This is a genomic window from Vibrio profundum (assembly GCF_050337555.1).
Classification (GTDB): domain Bacteria; phylum Pseudomonadota; class Gammaproteobacteria; order Enterobacterales; family Vibrionaceae; genus Vibrio; species Vibrio profundum.
The window spans coordinates 197,538-214,619 of sequence record NZ_JAKJTA010000008.1 but is presented as its reverse complement, the minus strand read 5'-3'; the positions used below and the strand labels follow the sequence as shown (position 1 = coordinate 214,619).

Annotated in this window: 15 protein-coding genes, 1 tRNA gene, 2 rRNA genes and 1 other RNA gene; 9 read left to right on the top strand and 10 right to left on the bottom strand. The window is 45.5% G+C overall.

Annotation, left to right across the window (positions count from 1 at the left end; translation table 11 throughout):
• Nucleotides 1-155: 155 nt before the first annotated feature.
• The 3 genes from rrf (L4C34_RS09700) to rrf (L4C34_RS09690) all read left to right on the top strand — a co-directional run bounded on the left by rrf (L4C34_RS09700) (nucleotide 156) and on the right by rrf (L4C34_RS09690) (nucleotide 591).
• Nucleotides 156-271, top strand: a 5S ribosomal RNA gene (rrf, locus tag L4C34_RS09700).
• A gap of 119 nt (nucleotides 272-390) precedes the next feature.
• Nucleotides 391-466, top strand: a tRNA-Thr gene (locus tag L4C34_RS09695).
• 9 nt (nucleotides 467-475) lie between these two features.
• A 5S ribosomal RNA gene (gene rrf, locus L4C34_RS09690) occupies nucleotides 476-591 on the top strand.
• Between the two features lie 68 nt (nucleotides 592-659).
• Here the strand turns inward: rrf (L4C34_RS09690) and L4C34_RS09685 are convergent.
• The 5 genes from L4C34_RS09685 to leuA form a co-directional block, all read right to left on the bottom strand.
• A complete protein-coding gene (locus tag L4C34_RS09685) occupies nucleotides 660-1,439 on the bottom strand; it encodes a DUF547 domain-containing protein (protein ID WP_428789145.1) in 780 nt (259 codons plus the stop codon).
• A 137-nt stretch (nucleotides 1,440-1,576) separates the two neighbouring features.
• The gene (gene leuD, locus L4C34_RS09680; protein WP_428789144.1) at nucleotides 1,577-2,179 is read right to left on the bottom strand and encodes a 3-isopropylmalate dehydratase small subunit; all 603 of its coding nucleotides are present in this window, start codon (nucleotides 2,177-2,179) and stop codon (nucleotides 1,577-1,579) included.
• Between the two features lie 10 nt (nucleotides 2,180-2,189).
• Nucleotides 2,190-3,587 carry a 3-isopropylmalate dehydratase large subunit gene (gene leuC, locus L4C34_RS09675; RefSeq protein WP_428789143.1) on the bottom strand — a complete coding sequence of 466 codons (1,398 nt, stop codon included), beginning with the start codon at nucleotides 3,585-3,587 and terminating at the stop codon, nucleotides 2,190-2,192.
• Nucleotides 3,588-3,641: 54 nt separating this feature from the next.
• A complete protein-coding gene (gene leuB / locus L4C34_RS09670; protein WP_428789142.1) occupies nucleotides 3,642-4,733 on the bottom strand; it encodes a 3-isopropylmalate dehydrogenase in 1,092 nt (363 codons plus the stop codon).
• Nucleotides 4,734-4,788: 55 nt separating this feature from the next.
• Nucleotides 4,789-6,336, bottom strand: coding sequence for a 2-isopropylmalate synthase (leuA, locus tag L4C34_RS09665; protein WP_428789141.1), 1,548 nt, complete (start codon nucleotides 6,334-6,336; stop codon nucleotides 4,789-4,791).
• 396 nt (nucleotides 6,337-6,732) lie between these two features.
• Between leuA and L4C34_RS09660 the strand changes: the two genes are divergently transcribed.
• From L4C34_RS09660 to ilvN, 4 genes are all read left to right on the top strand, one after another.
• Nucleotides 6,733-7,365, top strand: a complete 633-nt coding sequence (locus tag L4C34_RS09660; RefSeq protein ID WP_428789140.1) for a TetR/AcrR family transcriptional regulator — start codon at nucleotides 6,733-6,735, stop codon at nucleotides 7,363-7,365.
• A gap of 594 nt (nucleotides 7,366-7,959) precedes the next feature.
• Complete coding sequence (gene leuO / locus L4C34_RS09655; protein ID WP_428789139.1) at nucleotides 7,960-8,919, top strand: transcriptional regulator LeuO; 960 nt, start codon at nucleotides 7,960-7,962, stop codon at nucleotides 8,917-8,919.
• Nucleotides 8,920-9,401: 482 nt separating this feature from the next.
• Nucleotides 9,402-11,123 (top strand): acetolactate synthase 3 large subunit, encoded by a 1,722-nt coding sequence (locus tag L4C34_RS09650; protein WP_428789138.1) that lies wholly within the window; start codon nucleotides 9,402-9,404, stop codon nucleotides 11,121-11,123.
• A gap of 1 nt (nucleotide 11,124) precedes the next feature.
• Complete coding sequence (gene ilvN, locus L4C34_RS09645) at nucleotides 11,125-11,619, top strand: acetolactate synthase small subunit (RefSeq protein ID WP_428789137.1); 495 nt, start codon at nucleotides 11,125-11,127, stop codon at nucleotides 11,617-11,619.
• Nucleotides 11,620-11,685: 66 nt separating this feature from the next.
• On the opposite strand, the gene serA is transcribed toward ilvN, so the two are convergent.
• The 5 genes from serA to zapA all read right to left on the bottom strand — a co-directional run bounded on the left by serA (nucleotide 11,686) and on the right by zapA (nucleotide 15,052).
• Nucleotides 11,686-12,915 (bottom strand): phosphoglycerate dehydrogenase, encoded by a 1,230-nt coding sequence (serA, locus tag L4C34_RS09640; RefSeq protein WP_428789136.1) that lies wholly within the window; start codon nucleotides 12,913-12,915, stop codon nucleotides 11,686-11,688.
• Nucleotides 12,916-13,127: 212 nt separating this feature from the next.
• Complete coding sequence (gene rpiA, locus L4C34_RS09635; RefSeq protein ID WP_428789135.1) at nucleotides 13,128-13,784, bottom strand: ribose-5-phosphate isomerase RpiA; 657 nt, start codon at nucleotides 13,782-13,784, stop codon at nucleotides 13,128-13,130.
• 154 nt (nucleotides 13,785-13,938) lie between these two features.
• Nucleotides 13,939-14,523 (bottom strand): 5-formyltetrahydrofolate cyclo-ligase, encoded by a 585-nt coding sequence (locus L4C34_RS09630; RefSeq protein WP_428789134.1) that lies wholly within the window; start codon nucleotides 14,521-14,523, stop codon nucleotides 13,939-13,941.
• 21 nt (nucleotides 14,524-14,544) lie between these two features.
• Nucleotides 14,545-14,728, bottom strand: a non-coding RNA gene (gene ssrS / locus L4C34_RS09625) — 6S RNA.
• A gap of 12 nt (nucleotides 14,729-14,740) precedes the next feature.
• Nucleotides 14,741-15,052 (bottom strand): cell division protein ZapA, encoded by a 312-nt coding sequence (zapA, locus tag L4C34_RS09620; protein ID WP_428789133.1) that lies wholly within the window; start codon nucleotides 15,050-15,052, stop codon nucleotides 14,741-14,743.
• A gap of 241 nt (nucleotides 15,053-15,293) precedes the next feature.
• Here zapA and L4C34_RS09615 point away from each other — a divergent pair, with 241 nt between their 5' ends.
• Entirely contained in the window at nucleotides 15,294-15,869 is a 576-nt protein-coding gene (locus L4C34_RS09615) for a YecA/YgfB family protein (RefSeq protein ID WP_428789132.1), read from the top strand.
• A 22-nt stretch (nucleotides 15,870-15,891) separates the two neighbouring features.
• Nucleotides 15,892-17,070 carry a 2-octaprenyl-6-methoxyphenyl hydroxylase gene (ubiH, locus tag L4C34_RS09610; RefSeq protein WP_428789131.1) on the top strand — a complete coding sequence of 393 codons (1,179 nt, stop codon included), beginning with the start codon at nucleotides 15,892-15,894 and terminating at the stop codon, nucleotides 17,068-17,070.
• Nucleotides 17,071-17,082 lie beyond the last annotated feature (12 nt).

Genomic DNA, 17,082 nt, shown 5'->3' with positions numbered 1-17,082 from the left:
GGGTGTGTAAGTGCTGCGAGGCATTGAGCTAACCTGTACTAATTGCCCGTGAGGCTTAACCATACAACACCTAAGGGGTTTTGTGGACTCAAAGCCAAGAACGAATTGAATGTGTGATGAACTTTTAAAGCCAGCTTTCCGAATTTAAGCATTTGCTTGGCGACCATAGCATTGTGGACCCACCTGATTCCATGCCGAACTCAGAAGTGAAACGCAATAGCGCCGATGGTAGTGTGGGGTTTCCCCATGTGAGAGTAGGACATCGCCAGGCTTTAATACCGTCTTAGGTTACAGACCCAAGACAAACCTGAATAAAGCAGTTTGTTCGTAAGACTTTATTTATAAAAGCTCCGTATTAAACGGGGCTTTTTTATGAAAAACAAAATTAATGCTGGTATAGCTCAGTTGGTAGAGCGCACCCTTGGTAAGGGTGAGGTCCCCAGTTCGAATCTGGGTACTAGCACCACTAATTTTGTTTGGCGACCATAGCATTGTGGACCCACCTGATTCCATGCCGAACTCAGAAGTGAAACGCAATAGCGCCGATGGTAGTGTGGGGTTTCCCCATGTGAGAGTAGGACATCGCCAGACTCTAATTTCCTCCGCTGAATAAGCGTCGAGAAGAAAACGAAACCTCAGCTAACGCTGAGGTTTTTTTGCTATTTGGCGTTTAAATTCCAATTGTAATCATAATTCACTTTCCCATTATAACCTGCAAGCTTTGGCCGGTACTTAGCCAAGTGCTCGATTAACTGTGCCTTATTGCCAAAATCACTCGCGAACCAGTCATAAATAGAAGAAAGAACTAGGGTATCACCATCAAAGTGAGCACCTTTGGGGCTATTAATAAACTCCATTGCTGCCTTCTCTTTCATCGCTTCAGTATTGCCAGACGTGAGGGCTGTCGGCTGTAGGTTAGGACAACCTAAGCTGGCGCAATTTACTAAGTAGTGAGTGCGTTGATCTTTCCAGATTGGGCGCAATATTCTATGTTCAATGTCATTTAAGGTTAACTCCTTATTATCAATACGAATAATATTGTCTCCCCATGGACCAAAGCTAAACAACCCACCTAGCTTGGTAATAGACTGTATCGGGTAATTGTCTAGGATTAAGTTAACCGTTAAGGCATTGTATAGGTTAACCCAGTAAGCATATTGTTCTGCTTTGGAATAGACTCTCGGATCTAGCTGAGCAAGGTGTTTAATATATTGCTTAAGCTTTTGTTTATCTGTCGGGGTGACTTGTTGATAGTTAAATAATGTGTTTTTTCCCTCTTTGACGACATACTTGCTCAGGATTTTCTGCCAAGGAGCATGAGAGATGACGCTGTGATTGCTATTATCCCATTTTGCCCAATAAGGCCATAAGTCTGCTTTAGGGGCTGCTATTGTCGAGTAGGACACGCATACGAGAATTAATGAGAGGAGGTATTTCATTCTTGGGTTCCATAGTGAGAAAGATACTTAACTCACTAGACCTAGCGAAGAGCCCTAAAATTTCAGGTAATAAAAAAGTCGATGCTTTCACATCAACTTTTTATTAGTGGTTAGCTTTTTGATAACTAAGGCATCGCTTAACGAAGGTAATCTGGGATGCTTTGTTCGTACTCCGTGATCTTATCTTCGTATTGTAGTGTTAGACCAATATTGTCTAAACCATTTAGCAGGCAATGGCGGCGAAATTCATCGATTTCAAATGAATATTCCTTACCATTCGCCCGAACTTTCATGTCGACGAGATCCACTTGGATCTGTGCGCCTTCTTCATTTTCGACGAAATGGAATAACTCATCAACTTGTGATTCGGTTAGTCGAACAGGAACAAGTTGGTTGTTGATTGAGTTGCCATAAAAAATATCAGCGAAGCTTGGAGCTATCATCGCTTTGACGCCATAATCAGCTAATGCCCAAGGAGCGTGTTCTCGCGATGATCCGCAGCCGAAGTTTTCACGGGCTAAGAGAATAGAAGCGCCCTGATAGCGCGGCGCGTTTAAGACAAAATCGGGATTTGCCTTTTGGCCTTCATCATCAAGAAAGCGCCAATCATGGAAAAGGTGTTTACCAAAACCAAGCCTAGATACTTTTTGTAGGAATTGTTTTGGAATAATAGCGTCGGTATCGACATTCGCGGAATCTAGAGGAACGGCAATGCCTGTGTGTGTTTTGAAACCTGACATAATATTTCCCTTATAGCTCACGAATATCAACAAAGTGACCAGCGATTGCAGCGGCGGCGGCCATGGCTGGGCTCACCAAATGTGTACGGCCATCGCGCCCTTGTCGGCCTTCAAAGTTTCGGTTGGATGTCGAAGCGCAGCGCTCATGAGGCCCTAGTCGGTCGTTGTTCATTGCTAGACACATAGAACAGCCCGGTAAGCGCCATTCAAAACCTGCGTCAATGAACACTTTATCTAATCCTTCCGCTTCTGCTTGTAATTTGACTTGCTCGGAGCCTGGAACAATAAGAGCTTGTACATGAGAAGCCACACGCTGCCCTTTCGCAATTTCCGCAGCGGCGCGCATGTCTTCAATACGTGAGTTGGTGCAAGAACCGACGAAAACTTTATCTATGCGATAATCGGATAGGGATTTTCCAGACTCTAACCCCATATACGCTAATGCCTTTTCAGCTGATGCCTGTTCGATTGGGTCGCTGAAGCTATGTGGGGCCGGTATCGGCGTATCGATGGCGATGACTTGACCCGGATTGGTTCCCCAAGTGACCTGAGGTTTAATTTCAGCAGCATCTAGTGTCACAACAGCATCAAATGTAGCATCGTTGTCGCTGCGTAATGTGTTCCAGTAGTTGATAGCTTGATCTAACATATCATCGGCTGGAGAAAATTTTCGATCGCGAATATAGTCAAACGTGGTTTCATCAGGGGCGATAAGGCCAGCCTTGGCACCAAGCTCGATGGCCATGTTGCATACGGTCATACGACCTTCCATTGAAAGATCTGTGATCGCTTCACCGCAGAACTCCACAACATAGCCAGTTCCCCCCGCGGCCGTTGTTTTTCCAATGATCGCGAGAACGATATCTTTGGCTGTAATACCTGCGGAGACCTTGCCTCTAACTTCAATCTTCATCGTTTTGGCTTTGGCTTGCTTGAGGGTCTGAGTGGCCAACACGTGCTCAACTTCTGAGGTGCCAATACCAAATGCAAGGGAGCCAAATGCACCGTGGGTTGCCGTATGCGAATCACCGCATACTATGGTCATTCCTGGTAGTGTGATGCCAAGTTCTGGCCCCATTACATGCACGATGCCTTGGTATTTGTGGTTGATGTCGTACAGGGTGACACCAAATTCTTCGCAGTTCTTGGCAAGCGTTTCCATTTGGATACGCGCCATTTCACCTGAGGCATTGATGTCTTTGGTTGTTGTAGAGACATTATGATCCATCGTGGCGAATGTCTTATTCACTTGTCGTACACGACGTCCTTTTTCACGCAGACCATCAAAGGCTTGAGGGGACGTCACTTCATGAACTAGGTGCCTATCTATATACAAGATAGGTGTCTCTCCCTTTGCCGCGACGGCGACGTGAGCGTCGTAAACTTTTTCGTATAGTGTTTTACCCATTATGACTACTCTGTGTATGGCTCCTGACAACAGCTCATCAGGAGCGAATAATTATTATGAATTTAGAATGTATTCAGCAATCTTATCGCCCATCTCTGACGTGGAAAGCGCTGGGCTATTGCCTGCGAGATCTGCGGTCAATTCTCCCGCTGAAAGTGCTTTTGACACTGCGGCTTCAATGTCTTGCGCCGCTGATTCTTCGGCAAGGCTATAACGTAGCATTAGAGCGGTTGAAAGGATCTGCGCGACGGGGTTGGCGATATTTTTCCCCGCGATATCAGGGGCAGAACCGCCAGCTGGTTCATAGAGACCGAACTGACTTTCGTTTAAGCTGGCAGACGGCAGCATGCCCATCGAGCCTGTTATCATGGCGCATTCATCAGAAATAATATCGCCGAAAATGTTGGAGCAGAGCATCACGTCAAACTGAGATGGATCTTTGATAAGTTGCATGGTCGCGTTGTCGATATACATGTGCGATAGGTCAATGTCGGGGTAGCCTAGAGCCACTTCTTCGACGACTTCTCGCCAAAGAATCGAGCTTTGTAGTACATTTGCTTTGTCGATAGAGCACACTTTTTTTCTACGCAAGCGGGCGGACTCAAAGGCAATTTTGGCAATACGTTCAATTTCGTAGCGGTGGTAGACCTCGGTATCAAACGCTTTTTCATTTGCGCCTTCTCCTTCTCGCCCTTTGGGTTGGCCGAAGTAAATTCCGCCAGTGAGCTCACGCACAACGACAATATTAAATCCGCGCGTTGAAATATCTGCGCGCAACGGGGATAATTCAGCTAAACCTTGATGAATTTGACCAGGACGTAAGTTACAAAACAGTTGGAAGTGTTTACGTAGAGGAAGCAGGGCACCACGCTCAGGTTGTTCATTGGCTGGCAATCCTTCCCATTTAGGTCCGCCGACGGAACCAAACAATATGGAATCAGACTCCTCGCACGCTTTTAAGGTGCTTTCAGGCAGAGGCGTTCCGTGGTTGTCGATTGCAATCCCCCCGACATCGTGTTCTTCGCGCGAAAACTCAATGGCATGTTTTGTTTCAATCGCATCTAACACTTTGTGCGCTTGCTGCATGACTTCAGGGCCAATGCCGTCACCGGGGAGTACGGCGATTTTGTAACGTTTAGTGATCATCTTAATCCTTTAATACTTGTCTAAGTTTGTTTTGATCTTTCATTTACCAGCGATATTACATAGTCAGCATCTTGTCTGACTTTATCTTGGCGACTTTATTGGCTCGTTCAATACTGTTGATGACATGCAATAGCGCTTCTCCTGACGCTTCGACAATATCGGTGGAGACACCAGTACCGTGATATTTCCGGCCTTTGTAATTTGCGATGATATCGGCTTGTCCCAGTCCATCTTCACCTTCACCTTTGGCGGTTAAGTCGAATTTATCTAGGGTAATTTCGTAGCCCGTGATTCGGTAGATGCATTGGTATAGTGCGTCAACAGGACCGTTGCCTACGGCAGCTTCACACTTTTCTTCTTCGCCACACAGCAGCTTGATGCTAGTGGTTGCCATCACGCTGCCAGATTGCACGCTCAGATAATTTAGTTTGTAAAAGTCGTCCTCCGCACGGAGGTTTGAGAAATGCATTAGTGCTTCTAAATCGTAGTCGAAGACTTGTCCTTTTCGGTCAGCAAGTTTTAGGAAGTCTTGATACAAGGCGTCTAGACTGTATTCCTCTTCGTTGTAACCCATGCTGTCCATATGACTCTTAACGGCAGCACGACCCGAGCGACTGGTCAGGTTCAGCGCTTGGTTCTTTAGGCCGATGGATTCTGGCGTCATGATTTCATAAGTGTTCTTATTCTTCAGCATGCCATCTTGGTGGATACCAGAAGAATGGCTGAACGCGTTCGCACCCACGATTGCTTTGTTGTCTTGCACTGGCATATTACACAGCTGGCTGACCAGTTTACTGGTGCGATGGATTTCGTCATGTTTCAATGATGTGCTTACGCCAAGTAGTGTTTGGCGTGTTTTGATTATCATCGCGATTTCTTCAAGCGAGCAATTGCCTGCACGCTCACCAATGCCATTGATAGTGCCTTCAACTTGACGAGCACCTGCTTGAACGGCAGCGATTGAGTTGGCCACTGACATGCCCAGATCGTCGTGACAATGCACTGAAATGATGGCTTTATCGATATTCGGTACCCGATCAAACAAGGTCTGGATTATGCCACCAAATTCACTTGGCACGGTATAGCCCACTGTATCTGGGATATTGATTGTGCTAGCCCCTGCTGAAATGGCCGCTTCAACCATACGACAAAGGTTATCGATAGGAGTGCGGCCTGCATCCTCGCAAGAAAACTCCACGTCGTCGGTGTAATTACGAGCGTGTTTAACGGCGTTCACCGCCATCTCAACTACATCATCATAACTGCGGCGAAGTTTATCTTGGACGTGGATATCGGACGTGGAAATAAAGGTATGGATGCGAAACGCGTCCGCTACTTTTAACGCTTCTGCCGCGGCATCAATATCTTGTTTAACCGCCCGAGAAAGTGCGCACACTCGACTGTGTTTGATGCTTTGCGCAATAGCGCGTACCGATTCAAAGTCACCAGGTGATGAAATAGGGAACCCCGCCTCAATGATATCAACACCTAGTCGCTCTAAGGCAAAAGCGATTTGCAGTTTTTCCTTCACTGTTAAGCTAGCGGAGAGCGCTTGCTCACCATCACGTAAGGTGGTGTCGAAAATAATCACCTGGTCGTTCATGTTGACTTCCTTTTAGTTAGCTAATCGTTTATGCCTAATTGACAAAGACAAAAAAGCCCGCATCTCAGTGCGGGCTTTAGGAATTTTGTGTGGTTATCTTTCTTCCATAGTCTACCCGCGCGATTTAAACACGATAAGGAGCAGGTTCAGCAGGAGAGAAAATGGCGTTGTCATTGACGCGGTATCCACAAAATTGATTTAGTAAATTAGTACCTCACTCTGTGTAAAGGGTCAAGGAATTATCACAAATTTATAAAGAAAAACTCACACGGCAGCAAAGGCTGAGGTGTATCTTGCTTATTTGTAGGGAAAAACACTTTGTTGTCCTCATTCAAGCTACAAAGTTAGTTGGAGGGGATTTATAATTAATCATATGAATAATTTTAGCAGACCAATATGCACGACGAAAAAAGGAAGCCTGGTAGGCCTAGCACCGAGCTTGATACGCGAAATAAATTAATAGGCAGTGCGCGAGACTTATTTACCGTGCTCAGCTATGACAAGGTATCGACGCGTCTAATAGCGAAAAAGGCTGGCGTGAATAGCTCTATGATTCGCTATTATTTTAGTAACAAGGAAGGCTTGTTCGAAACTATGTTGAGAGAAACGATTGAGCCGATGAGGCTCAAGGTTCAAGCATTACTTCTCAACAGTAATAGGGCAACTTTGTTTGAAATTATGCGCACGTATTATCAAGAAATGCTTAAAATTCCACATTTCCCACGGTTACTGATGCAGGTCATGTTGTTGCCACCGTCCGATGTGCAGCATCAGCTGACCAAGAAAGTGTTTTTTGAGGTGAGTGGGCCTATGCATGGACTTGTTTTCGAGCGCTTACATGCCCAAGGAGCTATTCGGGAGGACGTTGACCCACGCCTGTTTCGCATGTCGTTCATTAGTTTGATGGTGTTCCCATTCATTATGCCTCCAGCGACTTATGAGCTGCATGACATGGAAATGAACGAAGACTTTTTGATGGCCTTGTTTGAGCACAATATTAAACTGCTTCAACACGGTTTGTTTAACTAACCTTCAATAAACAGTCTCAAGAACTTAGTTCAAGTATCTTCAGGTTTATCCCATGATGTAGGTCGGCCGAAGGAATGGTCTTTCCTCATGAATCGTGTTCATTAAATCCCATCTGTTTTTATCCTTTTCGTACTCTCTTTTGGCTAACCTTGATTGCCTGAATGTCTAATATGAAGCTGGAATGTAACGTAGGCGTTTTTGTTTTGTTGTCATGGTGTATTTACTCTATTTATGGTTCATAGGGAATATCCCTCAGTTCAATGTTTCCCGACAGCGCTTTGGTTGATGGGTTTTTGCTCGCTCATATGCCTAAATATATATATTAATTCGATAATAATGGTTTTTATGTTTTTTTATACTTCATTTAATTTGTTGATTGTTAGGTGTTATTTGGTTGGGTGGCTAAAAAATACTGATTAAATATCAATCTTGTTGCCAAGCCGCAATTGATTAGTTGATAGTGATGAATGTTCCGAAAGTATCTAGGTAGTAAATATAAAAATTAGGCTATCCAGTATTCACCTAGATACATAAAATCGAATTCACTAAGCAGTTGTTAAAACTGTTGATTGATTACTAGAAGAGGCGTAACCAATGTTAGATAAGAAAGATGCAATGAGTGCAATCGCGAGTTATCGTATGGAAAGCACATTGCGTGGCGTGGACCTGAATTTGTTAACAGTGTTTGATGCAGTGATGCAAGAGCAAAACATTACCCGAGCAGCACATAACTTAGGAATGTCTCAACCAGCGGTAAGTAATGCTGTCGCGCGTTTGAAAGTGATGTTTAATGACGAACTGTTTATGCGTCAAGGTCGTGGTATTCAGCCAACGCAACGTGCAAGACAGCTTTTTGGCCCGGTTCGTCAAGCATTACAATTGATTCGTAATGAACTTCCGAGCTCTATCTTCTCGCCTGAAACGTCAACGCGTTTGTTTAAATTGGCGATCTGTAGTCCATGTGATATGCGCTTTGCACCGAAAATCATGTCTAGCGTGCATGAGCAAGCACCAAACGTACAGCTTCACCTTGATGCTGAGTTTGATCGCTTATTGGCTGAGCGGATGCGTTACCAAGAAATTGACTTTGTTATTGATTACGCGCGTTTTGATGAGCAGGGCTTTTCTAGCACTGAGATTTTCCAAGACGAGCTAGTGGTTGTGGCATCCAAAGCTCACCCAAGAATTCAAGGAGATGTCACGGCATCGAACTTAGCCCTAGAGAAGCATGCGAAGCTTTCTAGAGTTCACGGCCAACGTAGTTTCTCTGAGCAAGCGTACAATGAGATTGATATTCAGGCTTACTACGAAGGTACGAGTCTAAGCAATGTGTTGTATGTTGTTGGCCAATCTGAATTGGTGACTATTGCACCGCGCTGGATGGTTGAAAATGCTGCGAACCAAGATCAGCTTCAGATCCTCGATTTCCCATTCGAAAATGGCAAAATCAGTGGTTACTTAAGCTGGCATGAGTCAAGTGAGAAAGATAAAGGTCACATCTGGTTACGTGATCAGCTCATGATGATTTGTGGTGAAGTGGTTGCTCTAGGCTAAATTGACGCACACTGATTGAAACGTTTGTCTTAAAAAGGCAAACGTTTTCTCTATTGATAAACGTATAATAAACATTCAACCTTCTTTTCCATTGTTTCCCGCTGTTTTCTTCTCTTCCCCCCATGATCAATTGCTCGTCATTTCTGATGCTCACCACTTTATTTATCCATATTGTATTAGCTATTAATGATTGAAATATCCATGAAAACCAGATTCTTATGCCATGTCATACTGAGGAATCAGTTCTCTGACCTAAGTTGTTAGAGCGTTTTGGACGATCTCTCTTTATTGGCTTTGCGGGGGTTAGATCAATATGCCATTAGGCGTTAGAGTTAGTGGGTCTCTTTATCGCGTTATGACGCTGATAGAGGCATAGCCGAGTAATAAGCAGTGTCTATTCGGGGCTACAAATAAGACCTACGACTATGTTTTTCGGAACTGCATATTGACCAAATAAGCGGTTGCCGAATAAAGGAGAATATATGGAAATGTTATCAGGGGCAGAGATGGTGGTTCAATCTCTGATTGAGGAAGGGGTTGAGCAGATTTTTGGGTATCCGGGCGGCTCAGTATTGGATATCTATGACGCGCTACATGCCAAATCAGAGCAAATAAAGCATGTGTTAGTTCGGCATGAACAGGCAGCCACGCACATGGCAGACGGTTATGCCAGAGCGACAGGCAATCCAGGCGTGGTATTGGTATGTTCTGGTCCGGGAGCTACCAATACGGTGACGGGGATTGCGACAGCTTATATGGATTCCATCCCCATGATTGTGATTTCAGGGAATGTACCGTCTAACTTAATCGGCAATGACGCGTTTCAAGAATGTGATATCGTGGGTGTGTCTCGACCTATCGTTAAACATAGTTTTCTTGTGAAATCAGCGGATGAAATAGCCGATACGGTAAAGAAAGCATTCTATATCGCCTCCACAGGGCGACCTGGGCCTGTGGTAATTGATTTACCTAAAGACATCTTAAATCCCTCAGTGAAACGGCCATATCAATACCCAGACTGTATTAACATGCGCTCTTATAATCCCACCACGGTTGGTCATAAAGGTCAGATTAAAAAAGCACTGAAAGCATTATTGCAAGCTGAGAAACCCGTTTTGTATGTTGGCGGTGGCGCTGTAATATCCGACGCTTCCGAGCCTCTTTTTCAACTTGCCCAAACACTGAACTTACCTGTTGTCAGCACGCTGATGGGGTTAGGTGCGTTCCCTGGTGGTCACAGTAATTCTTTAGGCATGCTTGGCATGCATGGGACCTATGAAGCAAATATGGCCATGCACAACGCGGATCTAATTTTTGGTGTTGGGGTTCGTTTTGACGATAGAACAACCAATAACCTAGAAAAATATTGCCCAGATGCCAAGGTGATGCACATTGATATCGATCCTTCTTCCATATCAAAAAATGTGAAAGTTGATTTGCCGATTGTTGGTTCTGCTGAGCAAGTGCTCACTTACATGGCGAACTTACTCGTCGAGCAAGGCGGGAGTAATGATGCTGGCGCACTCAACCGTTGGTGGGATGATATTAGCGTGTGGCGTGAGAAGCGCTGCTTAGATTACCAAACCTCTCCGGACCGAATTAAACCTCAGCAAGTTATTGAAACTTTACACGAGTTGACCAACGGCGATGCCTATGTTGCGTCGGATGTGGGACAGCATCAGATGTTTGCTGCGCTTTACTACTCATTTAATAAGCCAAGGCGATGGATCAATTCGGGCGGCTTGGGCACGATGGGCTTTGGTTTGCCTGCTGGTATGGGCGTAAAATTTGCGAAACCAGATGAAGAAGTGGTTGTTGTCACTGGTGATGGCAGTATTCAGATGAATATCCAAGAACTTTCTACGGCGCTGCAATACAGTATCCCTCTGAAAATCATAAACTTGAACAATAGGTTCTTAGGTATGGTGAAGCAGTGGCAAGATATTATTTATCAAGGTCGACATTCCAACTCTTATATGGACTCGGTGCCTGACTTTGCGGCTATTGCGGAGGCTTATGGCCATGTTGGTATGAGAATATCCTCACCTGATGAACTTGAAGAGAAATTGCAGCAAGCCTTAGCAATGAAAGATAAATTAGTCTTTGTGGACATCAGCGTCGATGAAACTGAGCACGTCTACCCGATGCAAATCAAAGGCGAGGGGATGGATAAGATGTGGTTGAGCAAAACGGAGAGGACGTAATATGAGGCATATAATTTCTGTGTTGATTGAAAACCAACCGGGTTCTCTATCTCGCGTCGTCGGTTTATTTTCGCAGCGTGGCTACAATATTGAATCTTTAACGGTCTCTCCGACGGACGATGAAACGCTGTCTCGCCTAAATGTGACGACAGAGTCCAATGAAATGCAGTTGGAGCAAATTCAAAAGCAATTGCATAAGCTCATCGATGTGCTCAAAGTGCAAGAAGTGACGGAGTTGGAACATATCGAGCGTGAGTTGATGATGGTAAAAGTAAAAGCCACCGGCATGTTACGTGCTGAGGTCAAGCGCACCGCCGATATTTTCCGTGGGCAAATTGTCGATGTGACGGCTTCTCAGTATACCGTGCAATTGACGGGCCCAAGTGAAAAGCTCAATGCCTTTATAAAAGCGGTGTCAGAAATGACCGAGGTTCTAGAAGTTGCTCGCAGCGGTGTGGTGGGAATTGTTCGAGGGGAGCGTGCGTTAAAAGCCTAATCCCTTATCCTATCTAAATACAGAGGGCCACGTATGTGGCCCTTGTTGAATCTGTGTCGCCAAAGATTAGTGCAAGATTCTGGCGCGGATTGTTCCTGAAATGCTTTTTAGTTTTTCGAGTGCTTCTTCAGAGCGCGCTGATTCAACGTCAATAACGACGTAGCCCAGCTCGGACGATGTTTGCAAATACTGACCCGCAATGTTGATACTTTCTTGTGCAAAGATGGTATTGATTTGCGTCAGAATACCCGGTTGGTTACGGTGAATATGCAGCAAACGTGAACAGTTTCGATGAATTGGCAGGGATACTTCAGGGAAGTTAACGCTAGACAGTGTTGAGCCGTTGTCTGAGTATTTAGCCAGTTTCCCTGCGACTTCTAGTCCTATGTTTTCTTGTGCTTCTTGGGTCGATCCGCCGACATGTGGGGTGAGGATGACGTTGTTGAATTGCATTAATGGCGATTCAAAAGGGTCTGCATTCGTTTGTGGTTCAACAGGAAATACGTCGATTGCGGCTCCCCCTAAGTGTTTGGACTCTAGCGCCGCACACAAAGCTGGTATATCCACCACAGTGCCTCTTGCGGCGTTTATAAATATTGCTCCGGGCTTCATCAGGGAAAATTGCTCTGCATCCATCATGAGCTTGGTCTCTGGTGTTTCAGGCACGTGCAGTGAGATCACGTCAGATTGGTTAAGTAAGTCAGGTAAGCTGTGGACCTGAGTAGCATTTCCGAGCGACAACTTATTCTCGATATCGTAAAAAGACACGCGCATGCCAAGATTTTCAGCAATGATACCAAGCTGAGTGCCAATATGACCATAACCAATGATGCCGAGCTTTTTCCCCCTTGCTTCATAGGAGTTGATAGCGCTTTTCTGCCAGATACCTTGATGTGCTAAGGCGTTTTTTTCTGGGATACCGCGCAAAAGCAGTAATAGTTGGCCCAATACTAATTCGGCGACGCTGCGAGTATTAGAAAACGGCGCGTTGAATACTGGAATGCCTCGCTCAGTCGCGGCTTGTAGGTCAACTTGGTTGGTGCCAATGCAAAAACAGCCGATGGCCACCAGTTTTGGTGCCGCATCTATCACTTTTCTGGACAAATGAGTACGTGAACGAATACCGACAAAATGGGCGTCTTGAATCGCGGCGATCAGTTCTGGCTCTGAGAGCGATCCTTTATGAAATTCAATGTTATTGTAGCCTTCAGATTTTAAGCTATCAACGGCAGACTGGTGAGGCCCCTCTAATAGTAAAATTTTGATTTTCTCTTTGTCTAGTGACACTTTTATCATTGTGCTTGTCCTTTTATAGCAAATAAAAATGGGGGGATACTGATGTTAGATGTTGGCAATATTTGGCTTTTATACTACACGCAAACGTTTTCTTTGTGCAAAATATCTACTTTTCGAGCGGAGAAGGTTGGCTAGGGCGGTTTGGTTAAATCGATGGACGACGAAAAGGCGGTTTAATATAGATCCGCCTTTGTTGTGGTGAGGCCTAGTGGCTACTCTTCAATTTTTGCGCCATTTGGGGTGCCAGTGATAATGACATCCGCGCCGCGATGAGCGAATAGTCCCACAGTGACCACGCCAGCGATAGCATTAATTTTGTCTTCTAAGGCTTTAGGGTTTGCAATCTTAAGGCTATGTACATCGATGATAACGTTGCCGTTGTCGGTGACAACACCTTCACGGTAAGCAGGATCGCCGCCCAACTTGAGAATTTCACGGCCGACATAAGAACGGGCCATTGGAATGACTTCAATAGGAAGAGGAAAGTCACCTAGCGTATCCACCGCTTTAGTGTCGTCTACAATGCAGACAAATTTGTCTGCAATGGCTGCGACAATTTTCTCTCTTGTTAGGGCCGCACCGCCGCCTTTGATCATTTCTTTAGCTGAGTTGATTTCATCTGCACCATCCACATACACATCAAGGTGACCCACTTCGTTGCAGCTATATACTTCGATCCCTAGCTGCTTAAGTTTTTCTGTTGAGGCTTCAGAGCTGGAAACCGCACCTTTGATATCATCTTTGATTGAGCCTAGTGCATCAATGAAATGATTAACGGTTGATCCAGTGCCCACCCCAACAATGTCTCCTTTCGTGACATATTTTAATGCGGCCCAGCCTGCTGCTTTTTTCATTTCATCTTGAGTCATGCGTGTCTCCTAAGAGTTAATCGAACCGAGAAATAAACTGGTCAAGATTATATACCTAAGTGCTTGGGTGTGCATTACACGGAATAACAAAACACGGGATGGAAAATATGGAATAAAAAACGCATTAGAAGAGCTGAAGGAAATACGTTCAACCTTACCATTGCCACGTTTTGGTCGGGGTGGCGATCATCGGTAAGGGAATGTCCCACGCTTCGGCAGGAATAGCATCGACAAACTGGCAGTCATAAGCGATACCAATGGGCTCTGGGCCTCGCCCCGTGCTGAACCAAGGCTCCAATGTTCTATCATAATAGCCACCGCCCATGCCGAGCCGATTACCATCACTGTCAAAGGCAACTAAAGGGACACAAATGAGGTTGAGCTGGCTTGCCGGTATGATCAGCCTCTGATCGAGCTTGGGTTCTGCTATGCCATAACGATTGGTGCTCATAACCGACTCTCGGTGATAGTGCAGAAACAGTAACTGGCCTTTCGAGAATGGGTGTAAGACGGGAAGGTAAGTTTTTTTCCCTTGTTGCCACAGGCGCTCAAACAACGGTTGGGTATCCAGTTCACCATCGTTGGATAGATACAATGCGATATGTTGGCTTTGTTGTACGACGGGGAGTTGACTAAACGAAGCCGCAAGTTCAAGGGCGTCTTGCTGGCGCTGTTCCAAACTGAGTTCACGTCGTTTGGTTCTTACTCGGGTTCGAAGGGCATTGCGCGAAAGTGTCATGATTCGCCTGCTAGAAAAGGAAGATACCCCGGGGTGCCGTTGAGGATATGGACCCTTGAACCAGCTGGTTCAAGGCGGATCAGTAATGACAACCGTAGGCTTCTCGATACGAGCCGAGCTTGCTCAATAGTTGGCTAATACCAACCCTAAAATATTGCTTATCGGCTCAGGGACTTAATCCCACAGACGAGCACCTCAGGGTAAATATGGTTGCGATTTAAGACAGTTTCTTCTCGTGAACCTGACTTAACGCTTGTTCTAATGACGCAGAAAGCTGTGCAACTTTGTTGGTCCAGTCACTTTGCTGGTGCTTGGTCAATCGATTATTTTGCTGCAACTCATAACAACAGTTTAACGCAGCGATAGTCAAAAGTTGAACTTCATTGGTAACTTTAGTGCGAGACGTCATGTCTTTAAGTCTGTCATCTAAATCTTGCGCCGCTTGGATCAGAGATTCCTCTTCACCCTCGGGGCAATTTACTCGAGTCAGTTTTCCTAATATTTCAACTTCTACCGCTTGATTACTCATTCTTAATGAACTCTATACGCGCTGCTTTTATGGTAGTTATGATACGTCCGACTAAGGTAGAAACTATAGGTAAACGCTCTATAAGATTCAAGCTTTTCCGTTTGTCAGCCTGCAAATGGTTGGTCAACTACACAGTAATTGGGCAAATTGGACACTCACTGTTCATTAATGATGACATCAGCATTTCAGCCAGAGGCGGGGAATGATAAAATAGCCAATATTTTTCTGTGTGAGCTTAGATATGACCAATAAAACGTTGCCAAAATACTCAGTAGTCGCGGACTCTTTACAAGCGGCTAGCATTTCAGTGACCCCTGCAGAATTGCATGGTTTGTTAGTTGGCATGCTCAGCGGCGGACATAGCCTGACCAAAGAAGCTTGGCAGGCATTGATCTTTGATTACACCAATGAAGGGATGGGGTGGCCAGATTTGGCGTTGCAACAGGCAAACGCTGTATTTGAATACTCAAAGCGCGAGCTAACGGGGACAGACTTAGAACTGAACCTGCTGTTAGCCGATTCTGAGGGCGAGAAAGGGGTGTTTGATTTTGCAGACAGCGTATCAGACTGGGTCAATCATTTTATATCTGGATTAGGCTTGGTAGGCGCGACATTGGTGAAAGCGTCGAAAGACACCAAAGAGGCATTGGCGGATTTAGAAGAAATCGCCAAGCTAGGCTTGGATGAAGACGATGATCTGGAAGAACAATCGCTGTTATTGGAGCAAGTCATAGAACATGTCAAAGTATGTGTGTTAACTATTCATTCTGAATTAGGTATTAAGCCGACCGACGAGACTTCTCCCACAATTCACTGATAGGGGAAGCATAGGTATCTGAATGAAAAAGTATAACGTTGTTATTGCGGGTGGCGCGATGGCAGGAATGACGCTGGCACTTGCTCTTGATGAGCTCAGTGGCGGGGCATTGGATATTGCCGTAGTGGAGGCGTATAAAGCCGATCACTCTCAACACCCCGGGTTTGATTCCCGCTCGATCGCGCTTTCTTATGGAACAGTGCAACTGCTTCAGAGTTATCAACTTTGGTCACATATTCGTGAACATGCGACCGCGATCCGTCATATCCACGTATCAGATAGCCATCATTTCGGCATGACAGAGATTGTTGCAGATGATTTATCCGTCGATGCGTTAGGGTACGTTGTAGAATTGTCGCATGTCGGGCAAGTGTTTGCCCAGCAAGTGCAAAAAAGGCAACGGATCGACTTGTTTTGCCCTGACAAAGTAAAGTCGATTTGCCGTGAAGCGGAAAAGGTAGATATTGAACTGAGTAGCGGGGATATTCTATCGGCTCAATTGCTGGTGGCTGCCGATGGCGCTCACTCCCACTCTTGCCAGATGGCGGGTTTAACAGCGCAGCAGCACGATTTTTCTCAAACAGCGATTATTGCTAATGTTCGTAGTGACCTTAGCCACCATGGGCGAGCATTTGAACGCTTTACCGAATTTGGTCCCATTGCGCTTTTGCCGCTGAGTGAGAATCGTTTATCTTTGGTATGGTGTATGCCGCCAGAGGTGGCGGAGCACGTTGCTGGATGTGAGGACGCAGAGTTTTTGTCTCGCCTGCAACAAGGGTTCGGCTGGCGTCTGGGGCGATTTAATCAGGTGGGCAGTCGAGCAAGTTACCCGCTTAGCCTGTCTTATCGGCCACAAACCGTATCGCACCGTATTGCCGCTGTAGGGAATGCTGCGCAAACGCTGCACCCGATTGCGGGGCAGGGGTTTAACCTTGGTATCCGAGATGTTGCGAGCTTGGCCGATGAAATATTAATGTCTCTTGACGATCCTGGCCGTTACCAAACCTTAGCTAACTTTCGCGCACGAAGAGCAGACGACAGTAGGCACACAATCGCACTCACTACATCCCTGGTGCGCTTATTCTCCAATGACATCCCATTGCTGAGCGGAGCGAGAAACGTCGGCTTAGCTGCAATGGACAATTTCCCTGCGCTGAAGTCGCCATTACTTAACATAGCCCTAGGGTTAGTTGCGCGCTAATGGTATCAATGA

What these genes read in the sequence shown, in the direction of transcription:
- L4C34_RS09685 (WP_428789145.1), bottom strand. Translation starts at nt 1,439, where the DNA reads ATGAAATACCTCCTCTCATTAATTCTCGTATGCGTGTCCTACTCGACA.
- leuD (WP_428789144.1), bottom strand. Translation starts at nt 2,179, where the DNA reads ATGTCAGGTTTCAAAACACACACAGGCATTGCCGTTCCTCTAGATTCC.
- leuC (WP_428789143.1), bottom strand. Translation starts at nt 3,587, where the DNA reads ATGGGTAAAACACTATACGAAAAAGTTTACGACGCTCACGTCGCCGTC.
- leuB (WP_428789142.1), bottom strand. Translation starts at nt 4,733, where the DNA reads ATGATCACTAAACGTTACAAAATCGCCGTACTCCCCGGTGACGGCATT.
- leuA (WP_428789141.1), bottom strand. Translation starts at nt 6,336, where the DNA reads ATGAACGACCAGGTGATTATTTTCGACACCACCTTACGTGATGGTGAG.
- L4C34_RS09660 (WP_428789140.1), top strand. Translation starts at nt 6,733, where the DNA reads ATGCACGACGAAAAAAGGAAGCCTGGTAGGCCTAGCACCGAGCTTGAT.
- leuO (WP_428789139.1), top strand. Translation starts at nt 7,960, where the DNA reads ATGTTAGATAAGAAAGATGCAATGAGTGCAATCGCGAGTTATCGTATG.
- L4C34_RS09650 (WP_428789138.1), top strand. Translation starts at nt 9,402, where the DNA reads ATGGAAATGTTATCAGGGGCAGAGATGGTGGTTCAATCTCTGATTGAG.
- ilvN (WP_428789137.1), top strand. Translation starts at nt 11,125, where the DNA reads ATGAGGCATATAATTTCTGTGTTGATTGAAAACCAACCGGGTTCTCTA.
- serA (WP_428789136.1), bottom strand. Translation starts at nt 12,915, where the DNA reads ATGATAAAAGTGTCACTAGACAAAGAGAAAATCAAAATTTTACTATTA.
- rpiA (WP_428789135.1), bottom strand. Translation starts at nt 13,784, where the DNA reads ATGACTCAAGATGAAATGAAAAAAGCAGCAGGCTGGGCCGCATTAAAA.
- L4C34_RS09630 (WP_428789134.1), bottom strand. Translation starts at nt 14,523, where the DNA reads ATGACACTTTCGCGCAATGCCCTTCGAACCCGAGTAAGAACCAAACGA.
- zapA (WP_428789133.1), bottom strand. Translation starts at nt 15,052, where the DNA reads ATGAGTAATCAAGCGGTAGAAGTTGAAATATTAGGAAAACTGACTCGA.
- L4C34_RS09615 (WP_428789132.1), top strand. Translation starts at nt 15,294, where the DNA reads ATGACCAATAAAACGTTGCCAAAATACTCAGTAGTCGCGGACTCTTTA.
- ubiH (WP_428789131.1), top strand. Translation starts at nt 15,892, where the DNA reads ATGAAAAAGTATAACGTTGTTATTGCGGGTGGCGCGATGGCAGGAATG.